Genomic DNA, 25,004 nt, shown 5'->3' with positions numbered 1-25,004 from the left:
CGGATTTTACACAATCACTAAAAAACTTGTGAAACAGTTCTTAAAAACTACTTTCTCACAAGTTTTTTTACATAAACCACCCCACCTATTTCCATTTTTAACAAATAAATACCGGCGGGTAAACCGGATAAATTCAGGTCCAAAACGTTTGCCGCAGCAGAAACTGAATAATCGCTATTCACGATACGCTTTCCATCCATCGAATAAAGCGATGTCGTGAGTGCTCCGTTTTCGGCATTTCCAATCAAAACATGAAACAGGCCGGTTGACGGATTTGGATATACATTAGTAAAATCGGAATACAAAGAGATAGAAAAATCACCTTCTGCTCCATCAATGCCATCTATCTGTAGCCAATAAGTTTCACCGGCTTCAACCGTCAAATTGTCAATACGTTGTGTCGAAGACAAATAAATACCAGATTCCTCACCAATCAAATCATACAAATCTGAATAGACAGCCATCCTGCCATTTATCCCCTCCAAAACGATCGAAACCATACCTGTTTCAGGTCCCGTAAAAGTAAACCATACCGTATTTTCAAGCGGAGATGCACTTATTAGAGAATAAGAACGACTTAACCATTGAGAGGGATAGCTCTCAGATTCTTCGACAGAAGCACACGAATTAGAAAAATAGCCATTCCAGCCAATATCCAAAGAAACCGGGTTGGTGTAATTATCATTTACAGGTTGTGACAACGTCAATAATACGCTATCAGAAGCAACACAACGACCATGAGAACCGTCAACAACCAGATAAAAATCAAATGAACCCGCATTTGAACCTTCGTCATTCAGCGAAAGACTCACCCTATTATACGAAGCATCCAAAGAGACATAATCGGGCGCTGTGGTACTATAGTTATAATAAACAGCCCCTTCAGCAGTAAAACTATAATTATTTAATTCCGAACCACAAATAATAAAAGAATCTTCATCCACCTCCAGATTCACAGGAAGATCAGCCGTTGCTTTAACAGCATCATTTAGCACAACCGTATCCTCGCCATAATCGTTAGCCACCAACAACGTAACGTCATAGTCAGCATCTGCAAGAAATGAAACCACCGGGTTGGCCGAAAACTCATCTGTACCCTCTTCGAACCTAAAGGTATTGGGTGTTATCGTCCACAAACGGGATGTAGGAGAACCGGAACTCAAATCGGTAAAATAGACCGGTGTTTCCAGACAGGCCAAGTCGACATCCGATGAAAAAGCAGCATTTGGCGGATTCTTAGAATCACTCCCATCCAACGCCAGCGTTCCCGTATCATCCGGATCAAGCCAATCTTTCAGCCGCTCCGATGATGAACTGCCATAATCCCACGACAAAGAGAACCGGCCAAAATAAGATGTGACATCATCACCACCATGCAACTGTCCAATAACTCGCTTGTCCTGATTAAATAAAGGCGAGCCGGAAGAGCCACCACCATCAGCACCTACATCATAGGTAACCTCCCAATGCGTGCTTCCAGCAGAGAAGCTATTATCGTCCCACAATATTTTTGAAGTGTAGACCTCCGGCGCATCATGATCTATTGCGATACTTTTAGCCATTCCCTCAGGATGATGAATACAGGTGGTAGATGTATATCGTGAATCCGACCGGGCATCCCACCCAAGATAATAAGGTTTGTAATCGTCGGGAGGCAACTCCGATAATTCAAGTAAAGTAAAATCGGTATAGCTACTCGTAGCCCTTAGGGAGGCTCCCGACAAAGACTGATCCATTGAAGCATCATCAGCATCACAGCTGCTGTTTTCATAATTAAAATAAACAACAAGCGACTGTGCTTCATCATCGGTACTAATGCAGTGGTTGGCACTTAAAAAATAAGGCAGGTTATCTTCCCTCACATTATTCATCAATGCACCCGTACAGTAATAACTATAACGACCACTGTTATATGTCATAAGGCAAACAGCCTGCTTCTCCACCTGCCAGTCGAGGCCGGCATCACAATTTATCCCAACATAATCGCTTTGGCTAATGGCGCGATACACCAATGAAATATTTTCTAAATAAAGCTGTCCATGAAAAGGAGCACCACTATCTTCATTATACTCAATAATTAAATGGTTTCCCGATAAAAGCCCCACCGAAAACACATCGTTGGATTTATGATTTTCGCTGGTAAAAGCACCTAAAACCTTTGAGTGATCTTCGTTATAAACAAATAACGAAGCCCCTTCCGGAATCAAAAAAGAAGAGAAAAACAGTCCTATAGACAATGCATCCGGACACGTAACCTTATACTGCCAAACATCGACATCCCCTACAGAAAAATTAGAACCCGCAGCAATAATGTCAATGGCAGTATCCTTAACCACCCCAATACGGTGAGTTATACCAGCCTGTTCATCAGCTTTTAACAAATCGGGAACAGACAAAGAATCAAACGAGAGGGCTGGAATTATACTCTCAGTCCCTGCTTTTAACAAACCAAAGCTAGCAGGTGTCTGTTCGGTTGAAATCTGGCCCAAACAATTAGTTACCGAAACGATAAGAAATAAAAAAACACATCTAAAACCCCTATTTACATCCTTCATGATATTTCTGATAACGCAACAACAAATCAAATCTTTGGTGGAAAATAGGGGAAAATACGATTCAGAACAAAAACTCTCGTTAAGCTGACACCTTCAATCGATAAAAACCTGACATGAATCGTTAAACAGCGCTTCCATTACAAACATCCAAAAGACACCACCCGATCCCGAAAAAGAGGTATCATTTTTAAAAAAGTAGACAAATCTGTTTTTATAGAGTAAAAAAAAACAAAAAAGAACCAACATCAAATCATCCTTATTAGATTTGGAATAATACCAACCCATAATAATAAGTTACACTGAAACCAGATTAAAAAAACAATACCAACAAAAATGAAAAATACAACAGAAAAAATTTCCGTGCTGGAAAAAATTGGCTATAGTTTGGGAGATCTTGCTGCTAACCTGATATTCCAGACCCTTATGACATTTCTGGCCTATTTTTATACCGATGTATATAAAATACCAGCTCACACAGCTTCGGTAATCATCTTTACGGGCGGTATGATTGGCGCTTTTTTCAACCCGGTAATGGGAATCATTGCAGACCGCACCAACACACGCTGGGGTAAATTCCGACCCTGGATTTTATGGACCTCGATACCCTTTGGTGTTATCGCCCTGTTGGCCTTTAGCACCCCCGACTTCAGCCCACAAGGTAAAATTGCCTATGCACTAATCACATACATACTACTGGTTATGATATACTCGGCCAATAACCTGCCTTATTCGTCGCTTAGTGGTGTACTGACAGGTAATATGGCCGAACGAAACAGTATCTCTTCTTATCGGTTCACAGCCGTAACCATCGCTCAATTCATCGTTCAGGTGATTCTGCTGCCGCTGGTATTAATATTAGGTAACGGCGACAAAGCTGTTGGATTTGAAAATGTTATGGGGATCTTTGCCGTAGTCGGGATAATCTTCTTCATCATAACATTTCTGACCACTAAAGAAAGAATTCTTCCGCCAGCAGAACAAAAAACCAGCGTAAAGCAAGACCTCACCGATCTCGTAAAAAACAAGCCGTGGATTGTTATGCTAACAGTAACCATCTTTGTCTTTATCACCCTGTCAATGAAAGGAGGCATCTACATCTACTATTTCGAGAATTATCTGAGCGAACATGAACTTGCCAGCTTTTTGACCAACATAGGTTTCAATAACGTCATTAACAGTCTCAACAGCCTTCTTACCAGCATTGGTCTGGTCGGCTTCCATTGGCCCGAAGACGCAGCCTCATCCGGGTTCAGTCTGTTCAACGCCTCAGGCATCGTCATGATGATTATAGCCATCGCCCTTTCGAAACCAATAGCAGATAAATACGGAAAAAGAGACCTCTTTGGAGTAGCCTTGGCCATTTCAGCCATTGCCCAACTCATGTTTTACTTTATTGCACCAGAAAACATCGGTCTTGTATTCATCACTCAAATAATACATGGATTCTTCTATGGCTTGACTATTCCATTATTGTGGGCCATGGTAGCTGATGTTGCCGATTTCTCTGAATGGAAAAACAATCGAAGAGCAACTGCCATTATTTTTTCGGCTATGTTATTTGGTTTAAAAGCCGGCCTTAGTATTGGAGGCGCTTTGGTTGCCCTTATTCTATCATCGTACGGGTACAGCCCCGAACTTACCATGCAATCAGCAGGGACCATCAACGGCATCCTGCTAACCATGAGTATCTATCCGGCAGTAACATTCTTTATTGCAATAGGAGCTCTGTTTTTTTACGAAATAAACAAAGAAAAAGAGGTTATGCTTGAAAAAGAGCTAAACACCCGAAGAGAAAAATAAGAAACCGGAATTTTAATTTTGTTAATTGATAAAATTGCGATTATGAAAAAATCAGTTTATAATAAAGTTTTTATTCTTTTGTTAATGGGGATAATGCCGTTTGCAGGGTGTACGCAATCACCCAAAAATGAACCAAACAGTTTAAAAGATGCCCTCAACGGCAAATTTTATATCGGCGCAGCGCTCAACATAAGTCAGGTTGCAGGCAAAGACTCAATGGCACTTAGGCTCATCAATAAACACTTCAATTCCGTCGTTGCAGAAAATTGCATGAAAATGGAATCTCTTCAACCCGAAGAAGGCATCTTTACTTTTGATGATGCAGATGCTTTTGTTAAATTCGGGGAAGAACATAATATGAAAATCATAGGTCATAATCTGGTCTGGCATTCGCAAGCGCCACAATGGATGTTCACCGATAAAAACGGACAGGAAGTAACCCGCGACGTACTAATAGAACGCATGCGAAACCATATCCAAACCATTGTAACCCGCTACAAAGGTCGCGTAGCTGGCTGGGATGTGGTAAACGAGGCGATCCTTGACAATGGACAGTGGCGCGAAAGCCCCTGGTACAAAATCATCGGGCCGGAATTTATCCGTATGGCTTTCGAATTTGCACATGCAGCCGACCCCGAAGCTGAGCTCTACTATAACGATTATAGTGTATATAAAACGGCCAAAACAGATGGCATTTATAACCTTGTAGTAAAATTGAAGGAGGAAGGCGTCCGAATCGATGGCGTTGGTATGCAGGGACATATCGACTTAAATAATCCCACTGTTGCCGAGATGGAAGCTGCCATAGTAAAATTGTCGCAAGTTGTCGATAAAATTATGATTACCGAGCTGGACATGTCGGTATTACCCTGGCCGGGCAAAGCCCTCTCCGCCGATATCTCGCTCAATTATGACGAAAAATCGGAATACAACCCCTATCCCGATTCTCTGCCTGACTCTATCTCCGCTAAATTTAACCAACGCTATGCCGATTTCTTTGCCCTGTTTTTAAAACATCAGGACAAAGTGGATCGCGTGACTATGTGGGGTGTTGAAGATGGACAATCGTGGCGTAATTATTGGCCTGTCCCAGGCCGAAAAGATTACCCCTTACTGTTCGACCGTAATTACCAGCCCAAACCCATTGTAGGCAAAATTATCGAGATGGCTCAGGTGCAACAATAATTAAATACAATGCGCCCCTAAAACGGCACTGACAAATAAAATAGCGCATCTATGAGGCTTGCGAAGCTTAAAAAATGAAAAATTACGGTTGTAAATAACCATTTTAAAGCAGCACAACGAAATAAATAAAAACATTTTATTCCTGCCCTATAAGAAGTTGTTTAGTTGGAAGCAAAGAGATTGTTGCGATCACGGCAATTTAAAGGTTCAGGCTGACTAATATTGAGCCGTCCTTCACAACAATCTCTTTCTTAAGAATCAAAAAAATTAAAACAATGATACGTAAACACTTATTAAATAACATTTATATCGCCGATCCGGCCGTTCATGTTTTCGATGGAAAAATTTATATCTATCCCTCACATGACATAGAGACCGAAGTACCAGAAGACGATTTGGGCTCTCATTTTGATATGAAAGATTACCACGTTATCTCGATGGACGACATTGATGGGAAAATTACCGACCATGGCGTAGCTCTGGACATCAAGCAGGTAAAATGGGCCGGGCGCCAGATGTGGGATACCGATGTAGCCTTCAAAAATGGAACTTATTATCTCTATTTTCCAGTTAAAGATAAAACAGACATTTTTCGTATAGGCGTTGCCGTGAGCAATAGGCCGCAGGGACCTTTCAAACCACTTGATGCGCCGATTATAGGCAGCTACTCTATTGACCCCTGTGTGTTCAAAGACGACGATGGCACTCATTATATGTATTTTGGCGGTATTTGGGGCGGACAACTACAACGATACCGCAACAACAAAGCTCAGGAATGTGGCGAATTACCAGCTGATAACGAGCCGGCACTCTGCGCCAAAGTAGTAAAGATGCGCGACGACATGATCGAATTCGACGAAGCACCACGCGATTTAATAATCGTAGACGAAAAAGGACAACCTCTGTTACAGGGCGATGCCACCCGTCGTTTCTTCGAGGCGTCATGGATGCACAAATACAAGGGAAAATACTATTTTTCCTATTCAACCGGCGACACCCACCTGTTGTGTTATGCCATCGGCAATAACCCTTACGGTCCCTTTACATACCAGGGCGTCATTCTAAACCCCGTTTTAGGATGGACCACTCACCACTCTATTGTAGAAGTTAAAGGCAAATGGTATCTCTTTTTTCACGACGTTGAGCCATCGGGTGTAACACCACTCCGCAGTATTCGTTATGCCGACCTCAACTACCGCCCCGATGGTTCCATTGAACCAATATCGGTAAAATACAAATAACTCACACAAAATCTCTTTCAAACAAAGTAACAGCAACATTATAAAAAAGGACAGCATAACAATAGCAGTCAATTAAGGTTAAAAATCAGCCCCCCTAACCTGTTTTCGTCCTTTTTCTCTCACCCTGATTTCTACCATACTTTCGCCGTTCTGATGTTCATACGTAAATAACAGACTGATGATAGTATGGTAGAATAATCGAAAAATTGGATAATTCTTTCCTATGGCATAATTAATTAGAGTCTGTCCATAAACTAAGTGTTTAAAAGATAAAGTTCAAATTCAGGGCTTGCGAAGTCATAAAAATCAAGGCGTTTACTTTTCGTAAATGACTGTTTTTATGATATGACAAGCGTAACGCAGAAGTTGACCTTATAAACAAACACTAATTAAAACTATTTCATAACGTCAGAAATTTGAACTAAAAAGCGAGCATAACAAAAAGTAAGACTTTCTTGCTGGTATTAATTTTTTGCTTTCACAAAAACATTAAGCGGTGTCACAGGCAACCAAACAATCGATTCTTGATGCTCTCTGCACGCCTGTCAGTTTCTGACTCCGGCAATAAACCGCTGAATATCGGCATCCAGATCGAGGCTATTCTCCAATAGCTTCACAAAAGCACTACCAATAATGGCACCATGTGCATGACGACACACCTGTGTGTATGTCTCATGATTGCTAATACCAAACCCCACTACGCAAGGCGATTTAAGGTTCATGCTACGGATACGGTCAAAATAGGCCAGCTGGTTATCACTAACGCCACTGCGGGCGCCTGTAACAGCGGCCGAGGAAACCATATATAAAAAAGAGGTAGAGCCTTCATCCAGCATACGGACACGCTTTTCAGGAGTTTGCGGTGTTACCAGAAAAATATTACTAATACCGGCCTTCTCAAAATCTTCTCGATATTGATCGTTATAAAGTTCAAAAGGTAAATCGGGCAATATAACGCCATCGACCCCCACATCCACACATTTGGCGAGAAAATTTGACATACCCATACGCAACACCGGATTGATATAGCCCATTAAAATAATGGGTATAGAAACCGTTTCCCGAATGGACTTAAGTTGTTCAAAAAGCACTTTCAGACTCATACCATTTTTCAGCGCAATGGTACTGCTGTTTTGTATAACGGGTCCGTCGGCAAGCGGGTCACTATAAGGCATACCCACCTCCACAAAATCCACACCTGCCTTTTGCAACGATTGCAAAAGAGGCACAGTACTCTCTTTTTTTGGGTAACCCGCCGTAAAATAAATAGATAACAAATCTTTCTTCGCGGCCAATAATTTATTTAGACGATTCATCAGTTTATATTTTAGTTGCCAGATACAACTCCCATAAAAATAATCATTCCACTGTGTGAAAATATTATTATCATGGTCGTTTCATCAAGTTAAATTCTTTAGTTGTTAAACTTCTACCCATACCGTAGCCCAAACTCCTTGTGCAAGGCTAGAAACAAAATTAAGCCTTAGAGCCAAACCTTTTCCATCCTATCAGAAGCAACGACTCAGTCACAGTTTAAACTGTTTCATATACGTATCCATATCTTTATCGCCACGCCCCGAAATAGTTACAACCACATTGTCAGAAGCATTAAATTTAAGACGAGGCAAGAGAGCCAATGCATGAGCCGACTCGAGTGCCGGAATGATCCCTTCCAAACGGGTTACTTCCATAGCTGCGTCCAACGCTTCACGGTCGGTAACAGGCAGATAACTGGCACGACCGCTCTGCTTAAGAGAGGCATGTAAAGGGCCTACCCCGGGATAATCCAATCCGGCGGAAATAGAATATGGTTCAATAATCTGTCCGTCGTCACTTTGCATCAGGTACGTTTTACTGCCATGAATAACCCCTTCGTCTCCACAAGCCATAGAAGCAGCCGTCTCACCACTGTCGACGCCTAACCCGGCAGCTTCAGCGCCAATCAACTGAACCGACTCATCGTTAATAAAATGATAAAAACTACCGGCGGCATTTGATCCACCGCCCACACACGCCAGCACATAATCGGGCAGATTGGTTCCGGCTTTCTCTTTCAACTGAATTTTTATCTCAGAACTAATAACAGCCTGCAAACGCGCCACCATATCGGGATAAGGATGCGGGCCTACCACCGATCCAATCAGATAATACGTATCGGTAGGGTTGGCAATCCAGTCACGCAACGCCTCATTGGTCGCATCCTTAAGCGTGCCATTCCCCGATGTTGCGGGCAACACTTCGGCGCCCAACATACGCATTCTGGCCACATTAGGCGCCTGACGTTCCATATCAACCTCGCCCATATAAACCACACATTTAAGACCCATCAAGGCACATACCGTTGCTGTAGCCACGCCGTGCTGTCCGGCACCAGTTTCGGCAATGATACGCTCACGACCCATCTCCCGGGCTACCAAAATCTGGCCAATGGTGTTATTGATCTTATGCGATCCCGTATGATTCAGATCCTCTCGCTTAAGCCATATATTAGCGCCATATTTTGAAGACAACCGCTCAGCCTTAAACAGCGGTGACGGCCGACCGGCATAGTCAGCTAAAAGTTGTTGGTACTTTTTTTGAAAAGACTCAGATGCCAATATACTAAGATAACACGCCTTTAATTCTTCAATATTAGGGATTAACATTTCGGGAATAAAAGCACCGCCAAAATCCCCATAAAAGCCCTTCTCGTTGGGCTGAAAAACAGTTTTATGCATAATGTTTATATTTTATTGCTGGAAAACGAATTGTGCATTTATTTACCGCACAGGTATTATTTCAATTAACAGAACAAATTTTTCAACTACTCCACAAATAGCCAATCAACAATGAAACATCAGCCATTTATATTTCAAAATTTAATACCCTTTACTATTTAACGTATACAAAACTACCGTCCGGATGTGACAAATACATTCGTTTCATTTTAAGATTTAACAGCCGCCAAAAAAGATCTCAAAGCAGGGATATTTTTAAGTGCCGGCACTATCTCAAAACGGCTGTTGAGATCCAAGCCAGCCAACTGAGGATGAGAAAGTGCACTTATTTCATCGAGATCTTCGACATCAATGCCTCCACTCAAAAAAAACGGTACAGAACCTGTATACTCATCAAGCAGTGACCAGTCGAACTTACGACCGGATCCGCCGTGCGTCACCGATGGGGTGTCAAACAAAAAATAGTCGCACACCGCCTCGTAAACCTGCGTCCCATCAAAATCGTCGCGACTTTTTGGATGAAAAGCCTTAAACACCTTCACCCCTGTCGCTTTCATACGGCCACACATATCGGGAGACTCATCACCATGAAGTTGAACGGCATCAAGGCCAAATCGCGTCACTGTTTCCAGTACCAATTCAAAAGAGGCATTTACAAAAACGCCCGTTTTAATTATATTAGCAGGAATGGCTGACAACACATCGGCTTTTAGCATCTCACCGGCATAACGAGGCGATTTCCCAAAGAAAATAAAACCCATATAATCGGGACGAAGCAAAGATAACTGCGCGATATTGCCGGCATGCCGCATGCCACAAACTTTTATCAGCATATATTTATATTTTAGATCGGATGTTATTGCAAAAATCAAGACACGCAGCAGCGGGGTCTTCATTTTTCATAAAATATTCGCCCATGAGAAAACCTTTAAATCCTGCTTTTTTCAATGACAAGTAATCATCGGGCGAACCAATTCCACTCTCAGCAACAGGCACCATACCCGAGGGGAGCAATGAGGCCATTTGTGCCGACTTTTTAAGGTCAACCTCAAAAGTTTTCAGATTCCGATTATTGATCCCCACCAACTGCACGTATCTGTTAAGCTGGTTCATCTCGTCTTCATCATGAATTTCGAACAACACTTCCATCCCCAGCTCATTGGCCAGTTGTGCCAGCTCCAACGTACGATTTTCATCCAATATTGCACCAATCAGAAGAATGGCACTCGCGCCAATCGATTTAGCCTCATACACCTGGTAAGGGTCAATAATAAACTCTTTGCGTATAATGGGAAGATCGCAAACTTCCCGCCCCAGAGATAAATCAGCCATGTTACCACCAAAGAAATCGCGATCGGTAAGAATGGAAACCCCGGCAACGCCAGCTTTCTCATAACCCGGCACAATTAAATCAACACGAGCGCCGGCATGAATATCACCCCTGGAAGGCGATTTCCGCTTAAATTCAGCAATGATGCCGGTTGAACCCAAAGTAAGGATGTTCTCTTTAAACGAAGGCACCCTTAGATAAAAATAGGGAGAATCTTTCAGCTCGGCCAAACTCAGTTGCTTCCTGGCAATGGCCACCTCTTCCTTTTTTCTGGCTACTATGGTATCGAGAATATTCATAAAACAAAAAGTAATACTAAAAGATGAGTCACTATTAAAAAACTTGATATTTGATTTACTGCATCTCCAACAGGGATTTACACACCTTTAGTGCTTTACCCGATAACAAAGATGTTTTGGCCATCTCCACACTTTCGGATAGGGACTTTCCGGAGATACACTGAATTCCCAGGGCAGCATTGGCAAATACAACACTATTCTGAGCCTTCGTTCCATTACCTTCCAACACATCCAAAAAGACTTTGGCAGCTTCCTCAACAGTATGACCACCTGCAATCTGCTCTGGAGTTACCTGTTCCAAGCCAAGGTCAGGAGGCGTCATTAGCCCTTCGCCATTGTGTCTGATCATTTTAAAAGCCCCTGTCAGCGACACCTCATCGTAACCATCAATGCTATGAAGAATGGTAAATTTTTTACCGCTTTCCTGAAGAATATAATTGTACAATCTTGCCAATTCCAAATCATAAACACCAACCAACTGATTGGCCGGATTTGCCGGGTTAATCAGCGGCCCTAACATATTAAAAAACGTCTTGACGCCCAATTCGCGACGAATGGGCGCAATGACTTTCATAGCCGGATTAAACAAGGGGGCATGTAAAAAACAAATACCACATTGATCTAACTGACGGCGCAACAAATCATTATCGGTTGTAAATTTAAACCCCATTGACTCCATCACATTGGAAGAGCCGCACCCGGAACTAACGCCATAATTACCATGCTTGGCCACCTTATAACCAGCACCCGCCACCACAAACGAGCTCAGGGTAGAAATATTAAACGTATTCTTCCCATCACCACCTGTGCCACACATATCAATGGCATCAAAACCACTTAAATCAACAGGATTACGCAGTTCCAACAGGGCATCTCTAAATCCTGACAATTCCTGCACCGTAACCGGTCGCATCATAAACACCGATAAAAAAGCCACTACTTCCGATTTATTGTAAGCTTCTTTAGTGATATTGATTAATATTTCGCGCGCCTCCTCATGATTGAGCGTTTGATATTCAAATAATTTCTTCAATACAGACTTAAACATGATTAATATGATTATAATGCGTTTTTAATTGCCATATAAACACTCATTCTCTTTAATGAAAAAGAATATGCATTATGGTCGTTTCAACTATATTAGATACTAAATGAACTACTTTCGGCGACCTATTAATCATCCAACCAATTCTTAATCATCGCCTTTCCATGATCGGTAAGGACACTTTCGGGATGAAACTGAACGCCTCGTACATCCATTTGTTTATGCCTGATGCCCATTATCTGACCATGTTCATCTTTGGCTGTAACACCGAGCACTTCAGGCAGGTCATCGGCCTTCACCACCCATGAGTGATAACGCCCGGCCTGAAATGTTTCAGGAATATTTTTAAACAATTTTTCCTTTGAGTCGCAGACCTTTACAGGGGTAGCTACGCCATGGTACACCTTGGCCAGATTATAAATAGATCCGCCAAACACCTCGGCAATAGCCTGACAGCCCAGACAAACGCCCAAAATGCTGTGGGTTGGTGCCAGTGCCTTAATCAAAGGCTTTAAAATACCTGCTTCATCAGGTATCCCGGGGCCGGGCGACAATACTATTTTATCATAAGCAGCCGCTTCCTCAATGGTGATCTGGTCGTTACGAAACACATCAACTTCCCCATCGGTTAACTCCTCCAGATAATGAACCAAATTATAGGTAAAAGAGTCGTAATTATCTAAAACTAATATTTTCATATCATTATAATTTGTTTTTCAATTGCCATATGAAACTCCATGAAAAGAATCAATTATCATGGTCGATTCATGATTTTCAAGTATAAAAATGAGCCATAAAATATTAAAACTCCTTCGCCATATCAATGGCTTTTTTGAGAGCCCCTAATTTATTGTTGACTTCGTTTAATTCATTCACATCGGTTGATTGAGCAACAATACCTGCCCCTGCCTGATAAAACAAAGTGTTGTCTTTACTTAAAAAAGAACGAATGGCGATAGCCTGATTAAAACTTCCATCGAGCCCCATCATACCAATACAACCGCCATAAAAACCACGTTGATGCGGCTCATATTTATTAATGAGCTCCATTGCTTTAAACTTAGGAGCGCCAGAAAGCGTTCCGGCAGGAAAAGTATCGCCCATCACACGCGGGGTTGTTGAATGACTCTTTAGAATACCATTGACTTCCGAAACCAAATGCAACACGTGACTGTAGTATTGTATCTCTTTAAAGGTTTTTACTTTAACCTGCGTACAATTACGGGCCAAATCGTTACGGGCCAAATCAACCAACATCACATGTTCAGCATTTTCCTTTTCATCTTTCGCAAGATCCTCCGCCAGTTTTAAATCTTTCATATCGTCTCCGGTGCGTTTAAAAGTACCGGCAATGGGATTTATGGACGCAATACCATTATCAACAATTAACTGACTTTCGGGCGAAGAACCAAACAAACGGTAGTTACCATAATCAAAAAAGAAAAGATAAGGTGACGGATTAATGTGTCGTAAAGCTCTGTAAACATTAAATTCATCCCCTTTAAAGGATTGGGTAAACTGACGTGATAACACAACCTGGAACACATCGCCCCTAAAACAATGTTCTTTTCCTTTCAGAACCATCTGACGATAATCATCATCGGTCATTGAGGATTTTTCGCTGCCTTCAGGGTGAAAGCTAAAAGCAGGCACCGTTCGATTGCGTAATACATTCAGCAACTTCTCCATATGACTGATGTCGTTAGCGTACAAATGCTCAATAAAGAACAACTGATTAGTAAAATGATTAAACGCAATAACCGAGCGGTACAAATGATAACGCATATCAGGAATGGCATGCGGCGCATTGGCATTTATATTAAGCTTAACCGATTCGAAATAACGAACAGCGTCGTAAGATGTATACCCAAACAGTCCGGAAGCCGAAACAGGGCAAGCCGTCTTCTCCACCTCCAAACGATTGATAAACGACTGCATAAGTTCCGTCAGCGGAACAGTAGCCGGCAAGGAAGTCTTTTCTTCTTTACCATCCGGAAACCGGCATTTCACCAATTCATTCTCAACCACAAAATCGGCCAACGGATCGAAACAGATAAACGACATCGAGTTGGAGTTACCATGGTAATCGGAACTTTCAAGTAAAATGGTATTGGGATACAAATCGCGTAATGTAAGATAAATACTCACAGGTGTTACCACATCTCCTAAATGTGCCGGAATACGCTTACAACTAACTTTAATGGGATATTGTTTCATGGGTGATATGTTTAATACATTAATTTTTAACGAGTGATATAAAACCAAAAAAGGCTTGTCGGGGTTTCCGACAAGCCTTTTTCTTTTTAAATATCTTTTGCTTCACAATAGACAAAGAGGCATGGTTTCAACTCCCGATTTGAAGATTGAACTACGCCACCACCAATTATTATTGCGAATAATAGAAGTCATTGTTTCTGTTTGTAATTATTTTACAAGTTTAAGTAGTGATTTTTAAAAAAACAACTATTTTGAGATATAATTTTTCATGCCAACCCTGCAACACACACAACAACAAACTGTGTAATAAGCAATTGACAACATTAAAAAATAAAATATATCCAGAAAACAGGGAGCCTGAATTAAGAAATTGAGTTTCAGCGCCTGTGAAAATCTAAAAACAGAAGCTTACTTTTTTATAAAACCATTTCAATGACGAACGTCACCAAGAAATCAGCCGTTATAAGCAAACATTATTTTGAGCCTGCCGCTAAAGTCCAACTTCTACGTTACGCTTGTTTTCAAAATATCCATTTACGTGAGTAAACTCAAATCTTTTGAGCTGCGGAAGTCTTGAATTTGAACTCCAATCAAACTCCTGACTTTATGGACAGGCCCAATTTTAGTAGTTTAATAACTCATCTACAAAAAAACGTGAAAGGACATTCCTACTCCTTTCACGTTTCTATAATGTGTCTAAATATTATATTTATTCTTCGGCGGATACAGTCAATTCCCAACCTGGGTTTTGGCCTAAATTAGGTGCTCGTTTAACTTCATCATCGGGTAATGGAAATAAATAATTCTTAGGAGTTGTAAAAGAACGGACTGGGTGAGAATCTGCTGGACCATATTCATAAACAGGATCACCAGGGTTCGTTACTACCACTCCATACAAATTATAATATTGTTGATAAAGAGGTTTATTCTTTTCTGACGAAACCGTCTGATCCTCAAAAATCATCCATCTGCGTTCATCAAAAAATCGATGGTCTTCAAAACACAACTCGATACGACGCTCATTTCTAATTCGTTCACGCAATTCGTCTTTAGTCATACCTGAATAGTTTGGCATACCAACACGAGCCCGAAGTTCGTTAATATACTGATATGCGTTGCCAGGGCCCTCTGCTTCATTAACAGCTTCTGCGGCGTTCAACAGCAGTTCTCCATATCTAAAAATTGGCCATGCATGAATTGGCGTATTCGGATTTTTAAAAGATATATTGTTCAAGAATTTTTTAGTATAATATCCTGTCAGAGTACCACCATGTAGCTCCTGATAATCGACTCCATCAGGTGAAGAGACATCTACGGCACGATTTTCCTCTTGCTCTTCATCTCCCCATATGGATCCTTGATGAAGAATCGTTTGCTCAAGACGTGGGTCACGATTGGAATAAGGATTCTGCGCATCATAATTTGGATCCTTATCTATAGGCAAACCATTCTTTGTCTCGTAACAGTCAACCAGATTTTGGGTTGGATTTGTACGACCGACAGAATTAATTGAACCACTAAAGCCGCAAGGAGCTAAAAAGAGCTCAATTTCATATGTTGTCCAAGTAGAACGACAAAGAATAAATTCATCATTAAGCGTCGGAGTCGTAACAAAACACTCATAGTAATCGTTGTCAGGATTACCTGTACTATATAATTTATAAGGATTATTTTGTTGATTATTAACCTCAATAAAATCTTTTGCAGCCTGAGCAGCTTCCTGCCAATATGAAGCATCATTGCTCGGGTTATTTAACGCTGATGCACGATAGAGAAGTGCACGGGATTTTAATGCATATGCAGCTGCACCGTTCATTCGTCCCCAATTCTCTGTTTCATTTTCGTATCTAAATGGCAATATGTCCTTTACCAAATCACATTGATCAGCAATCCACTTTAATGCATCGGCAGCGTCGGTGCGTTCCATATTCATGGCACTAGGATTACTAAGATCAAAAACAATCGGAATTCCCTCTTCATCTTCACCGATAATAGGAGCATCGCCAAACCATCGGACTAATTCAAAATGAAAAATTGCTCGTAACAACTTAGCTTCAGCCATATACCGCTCATATAATTTATTATCGTCACCCTGTTTTTCGGCATTACCAATGACAGATTCTTTTGCATTTTTTAAAAACTGATTGGTTTTTCTGATAGCACTAACATTATCTCCCCAGAAAAAAATAAGAGGATGATTTGTGGCATCATAACTATCGGTAAGTACACCATGGTAATAGTGTACATTCCAATAAGAAACTGCATTGTCCGTCATACAGTCACGTGAGGCACCTAAAAACTGCCCATTGGTATAACCACTAAATCCATCCGGGAGATTTGTATAAATATTAGCCAAAAAACCACGGGTATTATCTTCATTAGAGAAAACCTGATCTTCCGACATAGAAATATCGTATTCTTTATCAAGATAATCGCTACATGAAAACAAGGCAAGGGCTAATATTGCACTTGTAATATATAATATTAACTTATTCATTTTAATACTGTTTATAAAATTAAAAACCTATTTTAACACCCACTGAGAAAGAACGGGTTTTGGGATACCACCAACAATAACTCATTGGTTTTTCGGGGTCAACACCGTCTGGCAAATCGCTAAATGTATGAAGGTTATAACCACTTAAGTAAACCCTGCATTGAGTCATATTTACCTTGCTGATTAGCGTTTTAGGTAAAGAGTATCCTATTTCAACATTTCGCAGAGATAAAAAATTTCCGTTTCTTACCCAAATATCATTTTGGTAAGTTCCTGACCCTCTGTCACTGTCAATGGAATTAAAACCGCCATAAGTAGGGCGAGGATATAAGGCATTAATATTACGGGAATCAGTAGGATCATCAGTGTAATATCCCCATGCTTTAGTAACTTCATGTGTACCCATGTTACTCCATCCTGAATAACTAATAGCAGGAGATAAGAACACTGAACGGTTTAAATATGCCGTCATTAATACACGAGCGTCAAATCCTTTCCATTCAAATCCTATATTTAATGAAGGTATTAATTCAGGAATGATAGTGTAACTATCAGGAGTCATATCATTTGAATCAATTTTACGGTCACCATCTAAATCTTCAAATACAGCTGTACCCAGTGCCTGGCCTGTACCAGAAGCAGTATGATAAGGATACTTGTCCGGGTTAGCAATAGCATCTTCGTAACTGGTTGCTATTTTATCGGGATCGCTTGCCCACTGTTTAAACTTATAGATATTCCATCCTCCAACAGTATTGTTGAATGCACCTTCATACAGCGCAGCAACAGAAGTATTGTCATATATTCTTTTACCTGTTTTACGTTGCCATTCAACATTTGGCTCCAACTCATCCATTTCTGTAATTTCGTTGGTATTCCATGTAACCTGACCTTGAATATAGTATTTAAAATCTCCGATATGGTATTGGTGACCAAGAGAAACTTCAAAGCCCCTGCTTTCAACTTTCCCATATGAATCATCAGGCGCTGTAACACCTAATAGGGCAGGTATAGTAGAACGTTCAACTAAGATATTTGAGCGCCATTCTTTAAACACATCTACAGTCCCATATAGTTTCTTTTGGTAAATATCAAAATCTAATCCAAGATTTGCCATATCAGATATCTCCCATTTACTATTTAAGTTACCAGCAGCACTTTCGTATACACCTTCAATATAAGACTGCGATGTACCAAAAGAATAACCCGAGCCTGACGCATATGTACCCTGATATGGATATCGTCCGGCTCCGGTATTGGATTGTCCGGCACGACCATAAGATGCTCTAAGCTTCAACAAATTGATATTTTTATTGTTTAACCATGACTCTTCTGAAAGCACCCATCCTATAGAACCTCCAGGAAAAATATCAAACCGATCTCCATTGGCAAAATTATCACATCCCATATATGATACATTACCTGATAATATATACCTGTTGTTGTATATATATGTGGCTTGTCCATTATAAGATAGATATCGGTTAGATGATTCTGAACCATGCGATACATTTTTGTAGGTACGAACAAATACCTGAGCATTTATGGCATGTTTCCCAAAAATATTGTCGTAAGCTAAGCCTGTTCTGAAGTTGATATTGTAATAATAATCTCTTGGCGTTGTTCCTGGATTTGATAACGCAGAATATGTTGAGAACCGTGTGTAGGTATACCCCGAAACATCATCAACATCACTATTGTAATCATAATTATATGAATTTACATTGTTGGTTTGAGAGGACTGAAATGTTTCATATGAGTCGAAGCTTACAATTGCATTGGCTTTTAAGCCGGGAATCAAATCACTCAAGTCGCCGGTAACATTTACAGTACTGTATACATTACGTCGACGGTTTTTATCGATCCCGGAGGAAGCCAACAGACGTCCGGCATTTGCAGCTGTACTTGATGCATAAATCGTTCCGTCCGGGTTGTAAACGGGTTCCATTGGATTAGCCTCAACAGCCCCAAAAGTAACAATACTAAAAACCCCCGTTAATGGCTGAGAAATATTGTCGATACGTCCGCCTAAATCTAAAGAGACATTGAGATGACTGCTAATATCGATGTCGACATTAGACCTTAAATTGTAACGGTTTAATTTATGTTGCGTACTAAAATCTTTATTGTATTCTGTCCATTTATCATTCCACATACCCGATTGGAACATGTGTGATAATGACACATAATACCGAGCCGTTTTATTACCTCCGCTAATTGTAACGTTTGTTTTTGTTTGTGGAGCGGCATCTCTATATAATTCATCAAACCAATTGGTGCTAAAATACTTATACTGATCCATGCCTTCCAATTTTTCACCACTACTAACGCGACGATACTTTTCAATTTGATCGTCAGTATACAGAGGATCTTTACCGTCTAAATATCTTACCTGATTACGGGTTAACGCCATGTTATACGAATTTTGCGTTTCCATTTTTCCGGTAAGTGTTTGTACTCCAACCTCCTGATTAATGGTAATTTTCGTACGTCCTTCTTCCCCTCGTTTTGTTGTGACAAGAATGACTCCATTAGCCCCCCTCATTCCATAAATGGCTGTAGCAGCAGCATCCTTTAAAATAGTAATATTTTCAATAGGATAAGCATCCAAAAATGACAAATCTCTTTCTACATCATCCACAATTATCAAAGGTGCACGCGCGTTGGCATTCATGGTTCTAAGACCACGAATATAGATGGCCGTTTCGGACCACCCTGGTTCGCTTGCCCATTCGTAGGTTGCGACCCCGTTAACAGTAGAGGTAAAGGCATTTTGCAGTACTGTTATTGGGTATTTTTGTAATTCTTCGCCTGTTACAACCGAAGTGGCTTCTGTCACAAATTTCTTTTGTTTTCTGCCAAAAGCTACCGGAGTAGTATGTTCATACTCATCTAAATCAGGTTCCATTACAACTTCAAAGCTTTTATTAAGCTCTGCTATAGCAGATGTATTTTTAAAACCAATAGCCGTAAAGACAATCTCTTCGTTTGGTATTGAGGTTATTAAACTGAAGTTCCCGTCTTTATCAGACAATACAATTTTACTTGATTCTGCCACGTTAACAACAACACCAGAGATAGGATTGCCTTCCGGATCCACGATTCTTCCGTTTAAAACCTTTTCCTCCTGCGCAAAAGTTGAAATCGCATTAAGGAAAAATATCCCCATCAGCAAAAGTCTTAGAACTCGTGCCATGTTATTATTTATATATTTTATCATATTCAACATAATATAATTCAATTAAAGGATTACCATCCTGGATTGTTTTCAATATCTGTTTTCCAAACTTCTGCCTCGGGAATAGGATAGAGGTACATTTTTTCTTCGAACACCCTATTTTGTGCCACTTTACGTGAAACGACACCGTCAGGAGCAACATCAACACCATATATGTCGCGTGAAAGGGCGGATGTTGCTACATTCCATCGGCGCAAATCCCAATACCTATGTTCTTCGAAAGCCAATTCAACAGCCCGTTCTTTTCGAATGAAATTGCGCATTCGGGCCTTAGATGAAGTTAAATCTGAACGATCCGCCACATTGCCAGTGATGCCTGCACGGTGGCGTATTTGATCTAAAACGTTGTAAACATCAAAAGACGGGCCTTCAGCTTCATTCAGAGCCTCTGCATAGTTCAATAAAATTTCGGCATAACGTATAATAATCCAGTTACGATAACTTGAACCGGAGTGTACTGAACTTAATATATTTTCCGGAATGTATTTTCGAAGATAATAGCCAGTAGGTGTCGCATTGGCATTACCAACAGGATTATCACGTTTCCCTTTAATCACATTGATAGTTCCACTACCCCATTCAACTCCCTGATAAAGAACGGAAGCTGCCATACGAGGATCCCTGTTGTTCCAAAGTGTTGCATCAGTGTAACCACTGGCCTCATTAATATCAGGTGTTGTTGCCCCATTGTAAACTGGAGCACCTGTTTCATCATAGGATGAAAACGGTGAAGAACCATCTTCCATATCGTACATATCAATAAGGTTTTGAGAAGGACAAAGACCTCCGTTTCCACCTTCTCCAACAGGAGTGTCATCTACAATTTCACTCCACCCAATTGTAACATCATTACGATAGAAGATAACTTCATTATTTTTTCCTTCATATTGTGTTCTTAAAATAGCATTTGTATAGTTTTCAATTCCTGTTGAACTATTAAATAATTCATAGTTACTACCATAATCGTCAATAAAACTTTTAGCAGCATGTGCTGCCTCAGACCATGTAATTTCAGATTCCTCACTATATCTATCACTCGCCATAAAAAGCATTATTCTCGAATAAAGAGCTCGTGCCATTGGCATACTAATTCGTCCTGCATTAGCTGCTTTCACGCCATCGTCATATGTCATTAACCCGGCTTCACATTCATCTAACTCCTGTAAAATAAAATCTACAACATACTCTTTAATTGTAGGTCGTATTGTGTAGCCTGACAATAAGTCTCCATCAGGATCGAGTACTTCGGTCACAATTGGAATAGGTCCGTATCTCAAGAACAACTCCCAATAAAAGTAAGCACGCAAAAAACGAGCTTCTGACTTATAGTTTAATTTGTCTGCTTCATATTTTTCGTCACTTAAATCAGAGGCTTGCGGAACGCTGTCAATATTTGTTAGTATCATATTACATTTACGGATACCTCGATAGTAGTGCTCCCAAGTTGCAGTTAGCTCATTGGCTCCAGCGACCCCATAATAATTTCCGATGTTAAAAGTAGAACGAACTCCTCCGTATGAATAACTAGTTTCGGCTAAATCTGTTGCTGCATCTAACCATGAGCTATTTATTCTTCCTACACCGTGACGTAAAAAATTGTAAGTGTCAAAATGAAATTGTTTTGTTGTTTCCCAGTCATCAAAAACCTGCTCTTCGGTTAGTTCATTACTGGGCTGCTTATCAAGAAAATCGCCAAACATATCTTCGCAAGAAGTAAATGTAAGGGCTGAGATTCCTAATACACAGATTGTATATAATAATTTATTCATGACATGTTAGAATTTAAGATTAACTCCGCAATTAATTGTTTTCATAATAGGGTAAAGGTTAGAACCATTACTCTCCGGGTCGGCAATATCATCAATATGATCCCAGGTGATTAAATTATTTGCATTTACATATAATCTACAATCACTTATACCTACGGGTTTGATCCATGAAGATGGAAGCGTATAGCTCAATTCAATATTTTTCAGTCTTACAAATGCGCCATTCTTCAGAAAAAATGAGTTTAACTGCTGATTATGATCCCCATTACTATCGTAATGTAAAAGTGGGTATTTTGCATTGGCTAAGTTTTCAGCTTCACTCCTGGATGGATCCCAGCGATCCAAATGATGTTCTTTCACTTTACCACCATCAACAAATGCATACATTGCTTCAGCATCATAGTATCGACTTACATGATCTACTCCTTGAAACATCACATTAAACCCCCAACCTTTGTAATTGCAGCCTAATGTGAACGAATAAGTATTTTCAGGAATTGAACTAAATCCAATAACTGTTTCATCTCTTTCATCGATAAACCCATCATTATTCATATCTCTGTATTTCAGGTCACCTACCTGAACTTCACCATAAGTTGAAACAGGGAAATCTGCATTTGCTAAATCGTCGGATGTAACAAAACCTAAGCACTCCAATCCAAAATACTGTTCTATTGAGTGACCTTCCCGCTTTCGGTAATCGGTTTTGGCTTCAGGTTCGTCCATGTCTTTTATCTCATTTCTGGCATGAGCATATGTTAATCCTACCGTATAATTAAAGTTCTCACCAATATGATTAGCATGTTTTAATTCTATTTCATAACCACTATTCTTTGTTTCACCAAGATTTCCGGCAGCCATGGTAACTCCAACCCATTCCGGACGAGTTAAAAACTCTGTCAATATGTTATCACGTGTTTCACTAAAAACATCGATATTACCCGTGACAAATCCATTCCATAAGCCAAATTCCAAACCCAAATTATATTTGTTAGCACGCTCCCATGTTACATCATAGTTCGGATATTGCCCTTCATAAATTCCAGTATATCCTGTTGATCCAAAATAATAATCATTAGTAATTTGTGACCATTTTTGCTCATACAAAAAGCGTTGCTTCACATTGTTAACCAAATAGACATCATTACCAACCTGGCCGTATGAACCCCTAATTTTAAGATTGTTAAGCCAATCTTGGGTTGTGCTCATAAATTCCTCATTACTAATCCTCCAACCAAGTGAAAGAGATGGGAAAAATCCGAAGCGTTTCCCTTCCATAAAGTTCTCTGAACCGTTATAACCGGCATTAACTTCCATTAAATATCGATTGTCATAACCATAGGTTACACGGCCAACCAGACCTTGATAACGTTGCGCTAATTCTGCTTGATAACGGTAATCGTTCTGGTTATATAAAACCATTGCAGTTACGTCATGCTTCCCAAACTTTCGCGCATAACTTAATTGATATTCAAAATAAAGCTTCAATGTTGTAGTTTGATCGTTACCTGCATAAGCCAGCTCCGAATCTGTATTAAATTGATTATAAGCATCTAACAATTCATAATTATCTCTATCGTTCAGCTCATATGTAGCAAAGTCTGCTTCAAATTTTCGGTTATAATAGGCATCGTAGTCAAAAGACATCATTGCTTTTGCTTTTAAACCTTCAGTTAACCAATCTAATTTATAGTCAACAATAAAATTTGTTTCACTGATGGTGTTTGTGGCTCTGTAAAATCCAGCTTTTGCCAACCGGGCCGCAATGTTATTTTGATATTGAGAACTACCACCATATAATGTTCTTTCAGAATCTCCATCAGGAATGCTATAACTAACAGGGAATAACCATCCTGGCGTGTGATTTAACTCATAAAACACTTCACTATAATTAGATGATTCACTAGTATTAGGTCCATTACGTTCTTCAAAACGAGTTCCGAAATTGATAGAAGCTGTTAAATCCTTAGTAAGCAAAAAATCAAGATTAGCACGGAAAGCGTATCGGCGGAAGCTGGTATTTGATTTATTTCCATACTTATCAGTACTGAGGTCTTTAAATAAACCTTGCTGGTCATAATATTCACCCGAAGCAAAGTACCGCATACGTTTGGTTCCTCCCTGAACATTTACATTGTAACGTTGAGCAGGAGACGATGAGCGTAAAATAGCATCATACCAATCAACGTTGGGATATAGCATCGATTCGTAATCGTTTAATTCACCTGCCGAAGATCGACGGTACATCTCAATGTCTTCTGCAGAAAACTGTGATGCTAAACCATCATTGGCTAAAGCTTCCTCTAATAATACGACAGAATTGTATGAATTTAAATAAGTATCACTTCTGGTAGGCGATTGAGATTGCCAGTTGGCCGTAAGGCTAACAACGGGCTTTTGTTCTCGACCTCTTTTGGTTGTTACAAGGATCACACCATTTGCACCACGTACACCATAAACCGCAGTAGCTGATGCATCTTTCAGAACAGAAATAGCTTCAATATCATCAGGTGCTATTTGCGAAAAAGAACGTTCTACGCCATCCACAAGTACTAATGGTTGTCCGTCTCCTGAGAATGTAGCCCTGCCTCGAATATATATCTGAGCATCATCGGCCCCGGGAGCTCCTGAAGATTGCGATGTTACTACTCCTGGTATTTTACCAGAAATTGCTTGCGTGATGTTTGCAGCAGGTGAATTTAAAATTTCTTTAGAAGATAATTGAGATATAGCACCAACAACACTTTCCTTTTTTTGTGCTCCATATCCTACTACCACAACTTCCGCCAGTTCCTGATCATCTTTCTGCAGCACCACATTGAAATATGATTGTCCGTTCAAACTGATTTCCTGACTTTTATACCCAATAAAGCTAACCACAAGTACAGACTGAGTACTACTAACACTAATATGGAATTCACCGTTCAAGTCGGTGATGGTGCCGTTAGTAGTACCTTTTTCAACCACGGTGGCACCTACAATTGTTTCACCGGTATCATCTTTGACAACACCATCAAATTTTACTGACTGGGCAAAGATATTTTGCCCAGTCAGTAAGAACATTAGTAATATCATCATACTTATTAATCGAAAGTATGGTGTTATATAAGT

Annotated in this window: 15 protein-coding genes; 3 read left to right on the top strand and 12 right to left on the bottom strand. The window is 40.2% G+C overall.

Features of this window, described 5'->3' with window-relative positions; translation table 11 throughout:
- Positions 1–47: 47 nt before the first annotated feature.
- Complete coding sequence (locus ACT3CD_RS02725) at positions 48–2,555, bottom strand: T9SS type A sorting domain-containing protein (RefSeq protein WP_444642701.1); 2,508 nt, start codon at positions 2,553–2,555, stop codon at positions 48–50.
- A gap of 333 nt (positions 2,556–2,888) precedes the next feature.
- On the opposite strand from ACT3CD_RS02725, the gene ACT3CD_RS02720 reads away from it, so the two are divergent.
- From ACT3CD_RS02720 to ACT3CD_RS02710, 3 genes are all read left to right on the top strand, one after another.
- Complete coding sequence (locus ACT3CD_RS02720; protein ID WP_444642699.1) at positions 2,889–4,355, top strand: MFS transporter; 1,467 nt, start codon at positions 2,889–2,891, stop codon at positions 4,353–4,355.
- A gap of 42 nt (positions 4,356–4,397) precedes the next feature.
- Positions 4,398–5,540: an endo-1,4-beta-xylanase gene (locus ACT3CD_RS02715; RefSeq protein WP_444642697.1), complete on the top strand. Its 1,143-nt coding sequence runs from the start codon at positions 4,398–4,400 to the stop codon at positions 5,538–5,540.
- A gap of 275 nt (positions 5,541–5,815) precedes the next feature.
- Positions 5,816–6,781: a glycoside hydrolase family 43 protein gene (locus tag ACT3CD_RS02710; protein ID WP_444642695.1), complete on the top strand. Its 966-nt coding sequence runs from the start codon at positions 5,816–5,818 to the stop codon at positions 6,779–6,781.
- 545 nt (positions 6,782–7,326) lie between these two features.
- Here ACT3CD_RS02710 and trpA read toward each other — a convergent pair.
- The 11 genes from trpA to ACT3CD_RS02655 all read right to left on the bottom strand — a co-directional run bounded on the left by trpA (position 7,327) and on the right by ACT3CD_RS02655 (position 24,956).
- Positions 7,327–8,097: a tryptophan synthase subunit alpha gene (gene trpA, locus ACT3CD_RS02705; RefSeq protein ID WP_444642693.1), complete on the bottom strand. Its 771-nt coding sequence runs from the start codon at positions 8,095–8,097 to the stop codon at positions 7,327–7,329.
- Positions 8,098–8,307: 210 nt separating this feature from the next.
- Entirely contained in the window at positions 8,308–9,498 is a 1,191-nt protein-coding gene (gene trpB / locus ACT3CD_RS02700) for a tryptophan synthase subunit beta (RefSeq protein ID WP_444642691.1), read from the bottom strand.
- Between the two features lie 209 nt (positions 9,499–9,707).
- Positions 9,708–10,331 (bottom strand): phosphoribosylanthranilate isomerase, encoded by a 624-nt coding sequence (locus tag ACT3CD_RS02695; RefSeq protein ID WP_444642690.1) that lies wholly within the window; start codon positions 10,329–10,331, stop codon positions 9,708–9,710.
- Between the two features lie 4 nt (positions 10,332–10,335).
- Complete coding sequence (trpC, locus tag ACT3CD_RS02690; protein WP_444642688.1) at positions 10,336–11,127, bottom strand: indole-3-glycerol phosphate synthase TrpC; 792 nt, start codon at positions 11,125–11,127, stop codon at positions 10,336–10,338.
- Positions 11,128–11,182: 55 nt separating this feature from the next.
- Positions 11,183–12,175 carry an anthranilate phosphoribosyltransferase gene (gene trpD / locus ACT3CD_RS02685; protein ID WP_444642686.1) on the bottom strand — a complete coding sequence of 331 codons (993 nt, stop codon included), beginning with the start codon at positions 12,173–12,175 and terminating at the stop codon, positions 11,183–11,185.
- A gap of 125 nt (positions 12,176–12,300) precedes the next feature.
- On the bottom strand, positions 12,301–12,870 hold the full coding sequence (locus ACT3CD_RS02680) for an anthranilate synthase component II (protein ID WP_444642684.1): 570 nt from the start codon (positions 12,868–12,870) through the stop codon (positions 12,301–12,303).
- Between the two features lie 103 nt (positions 12,871–12,973).
- Positions 12,974–14,389, bottom strand: a complete 1,416-nt coding sequence (locus tag ACT3CD_RS02675; RefSeq protein WP_444642683.1) for an anthranilate synthase component I family protein — start codon at positions 14,387–14,389, stop codon at positions 12,974–12,976.
- Between the two features lie 709 nt (positions 14,390–15,098).
- A complete protein-coding gene (locus ACT3CD_RS02670) occupies positions 15,099–16,886 on the bottom strand; it encodes a RagB/SusD family nutrient uptake outer membrane protein (RefSeq protein ID WP_444642681.1) in 1,788 nt (595 codons plus the stop codon).
- A 19-nt stretch (positions 16,887–16,905) separates the two neighbouring features.
- Positions 16,906–20,106, bottom strand: coding sequence for a SusC/RagA family TonB-linked outer membrane protein (locus tag ACT3CD_RS02665; RefSeq protein ID WP_444642679.1), 3,201 nt, complete (start codon positions 20,104–20,106; stop codon positions 16,906–16,908).
- A 29-nt stretch (positions 20,107–20,135) separates the two neighbouring features.
- Positions 20,136–21,824 carry a RagB/SusD family nutrient uptake outer membrane protein gene (locus tag ACT3CD_RS02660; RefSeq protein WP_444642677.1) on the bottom strand — a complete coding sequence of 563 codons (1,689 nt, stop codon included), beginning with the start codon at positions 21,822–21,824 and terminating at the stop codon, positions 20,136–20,138.
- A 75-nt stretch (positions 21,825–21,899) separates the two neighbouring features.
- On the bottom strand, positions 21,900–24,956 hold the full coding sequence (locus ACT3CD_RS02655) for a SusC/RagA family TonB-linked outer membrane protein (protein WP_444642675.1): 3,057 nt from the start codon (positions 24,954–24,956) through the stop codon (positions 21,900–21,902).
- Positions 24,957–25,004 lie beyond the last annotated feature (48 nt).

It is taken from the genome of Geofilum sp. OHC36d9, from assembly GCF_052400685.1.
Taxonomy (GTDB): domain Bacteria; phylum Bacteroidota; class Bacteroidia; order Bacteroidales; family Marinilabiliaceae; genus CAZHHH01.
Note: the sequence above shows the minus strand (reverse complement) of the source record. Positions and strands in the feature narration are given on the sequence as shown.

Bases quoted from the DNA above. Each gene is read 5' to 3' on its own strand.
- ACT3CD_RS02725 (WP_444642701.1), bottom strand. From the start codon at position 2,555: ATGAAGGATGTAAATAGGGGTTTTAGATGTGTTTTTTTATTTCTTATC.
- ACT3CD_RS02720 (WP_444642699.1), top strand. From the start codon at position 2,889: ATGAAAAATACAACAGAAAAAATTTCCGTGCTGGAAAAAATTGGCTAT.
- ACT3CD_RS02715 (WP_444642697.1), top strand. From the start codon at position 4,398: ATGAAAAAATCAGTTTATAATAAAGTTTTTATTCTTTTGTTAATGGGG.
- ACT3CD_RS02710 (WP_444642695.1), top strand. From the start codon at position 5,816: ATGATACGTAAACACTTATTAAATAACATTTATATCGCCGATCCGGCC.
- trpA (WP_444642693.1), bottom strand. From the start codon at position 8,097: ATGAATCGTCTAAATAAATTATTGGCCGCGAAGAAAGATTTGTTATCT.
- trpB (WP_444642691.1), bottom strand. From the start codon at position 9,498: ATGCATAAAACTGTTTTTCAGCCCAACGAGAAGGGCTTTTATGGGGAT.
- ACT3CD_RS02695 (WP_444642690.1), bottom strand. From the start codon at position 10,331: ATGCTGATAAAAGTTTGTGGCATGCGGCATGCCGGCAATATCGCGCAG.
- trpC (WP_444642688.1), bottom strand. From the start codon at position 11,127: ATGAATATTCTCGATACCATAGTAGCCAGAAAAAAGGAAGAGGTGGCC.
- trpD (WP_444642686.1), bottom strand. From the start codon at position 12,175: ATGTTTAAGTCTGTATTGAAGAAATTATTTGAATATCAAACGCTCAAT.
- ACT3CD_RS02680 (WP_444642684.1), bottom strand. From the start codon at position 12,870: ATGAAAATATTAGTTTTAGATAATTACGACTCTTTTACCTATAATTTG.
- ACT3CD_RS02675 (WP_444642683.1), bottom strand. From the start codon at position 14,389: ATGAAACAATATCCCATTAAAGTTAGTTGTAAGCGTATTCCGGCACAT.
- ACT3CD_RS02670 (WP_444642681.1), bottom strand. From the start codon at position 16,886: ATGAATAAGTTAATATTATATATTACAAGTGCAATATTAGCCCTTGCC.
- ACT3CD_RS02665 (WP_444642679.1), bottom strand. From the start codon at position 20,106: ATGATAAAATATATAAATAATAACATGGCACGAGTTCTAAGACTTTTG.
- ACT3CD_RS02660 (WP_444642677.1), bottom strand. From the start codon at position 21,824: ATGTTTGGCGATTTTCTTGATAAGCAGCCCAGTAATGAACTAACCGAA.
- ACT3CD_RS02655 (WP_444642675.1), bottom strand. From the start codon at position 24,956: ATGTTCTTACTGACTGGGCAAAATATCTTTGCCCAGTCAGTAAAATTT.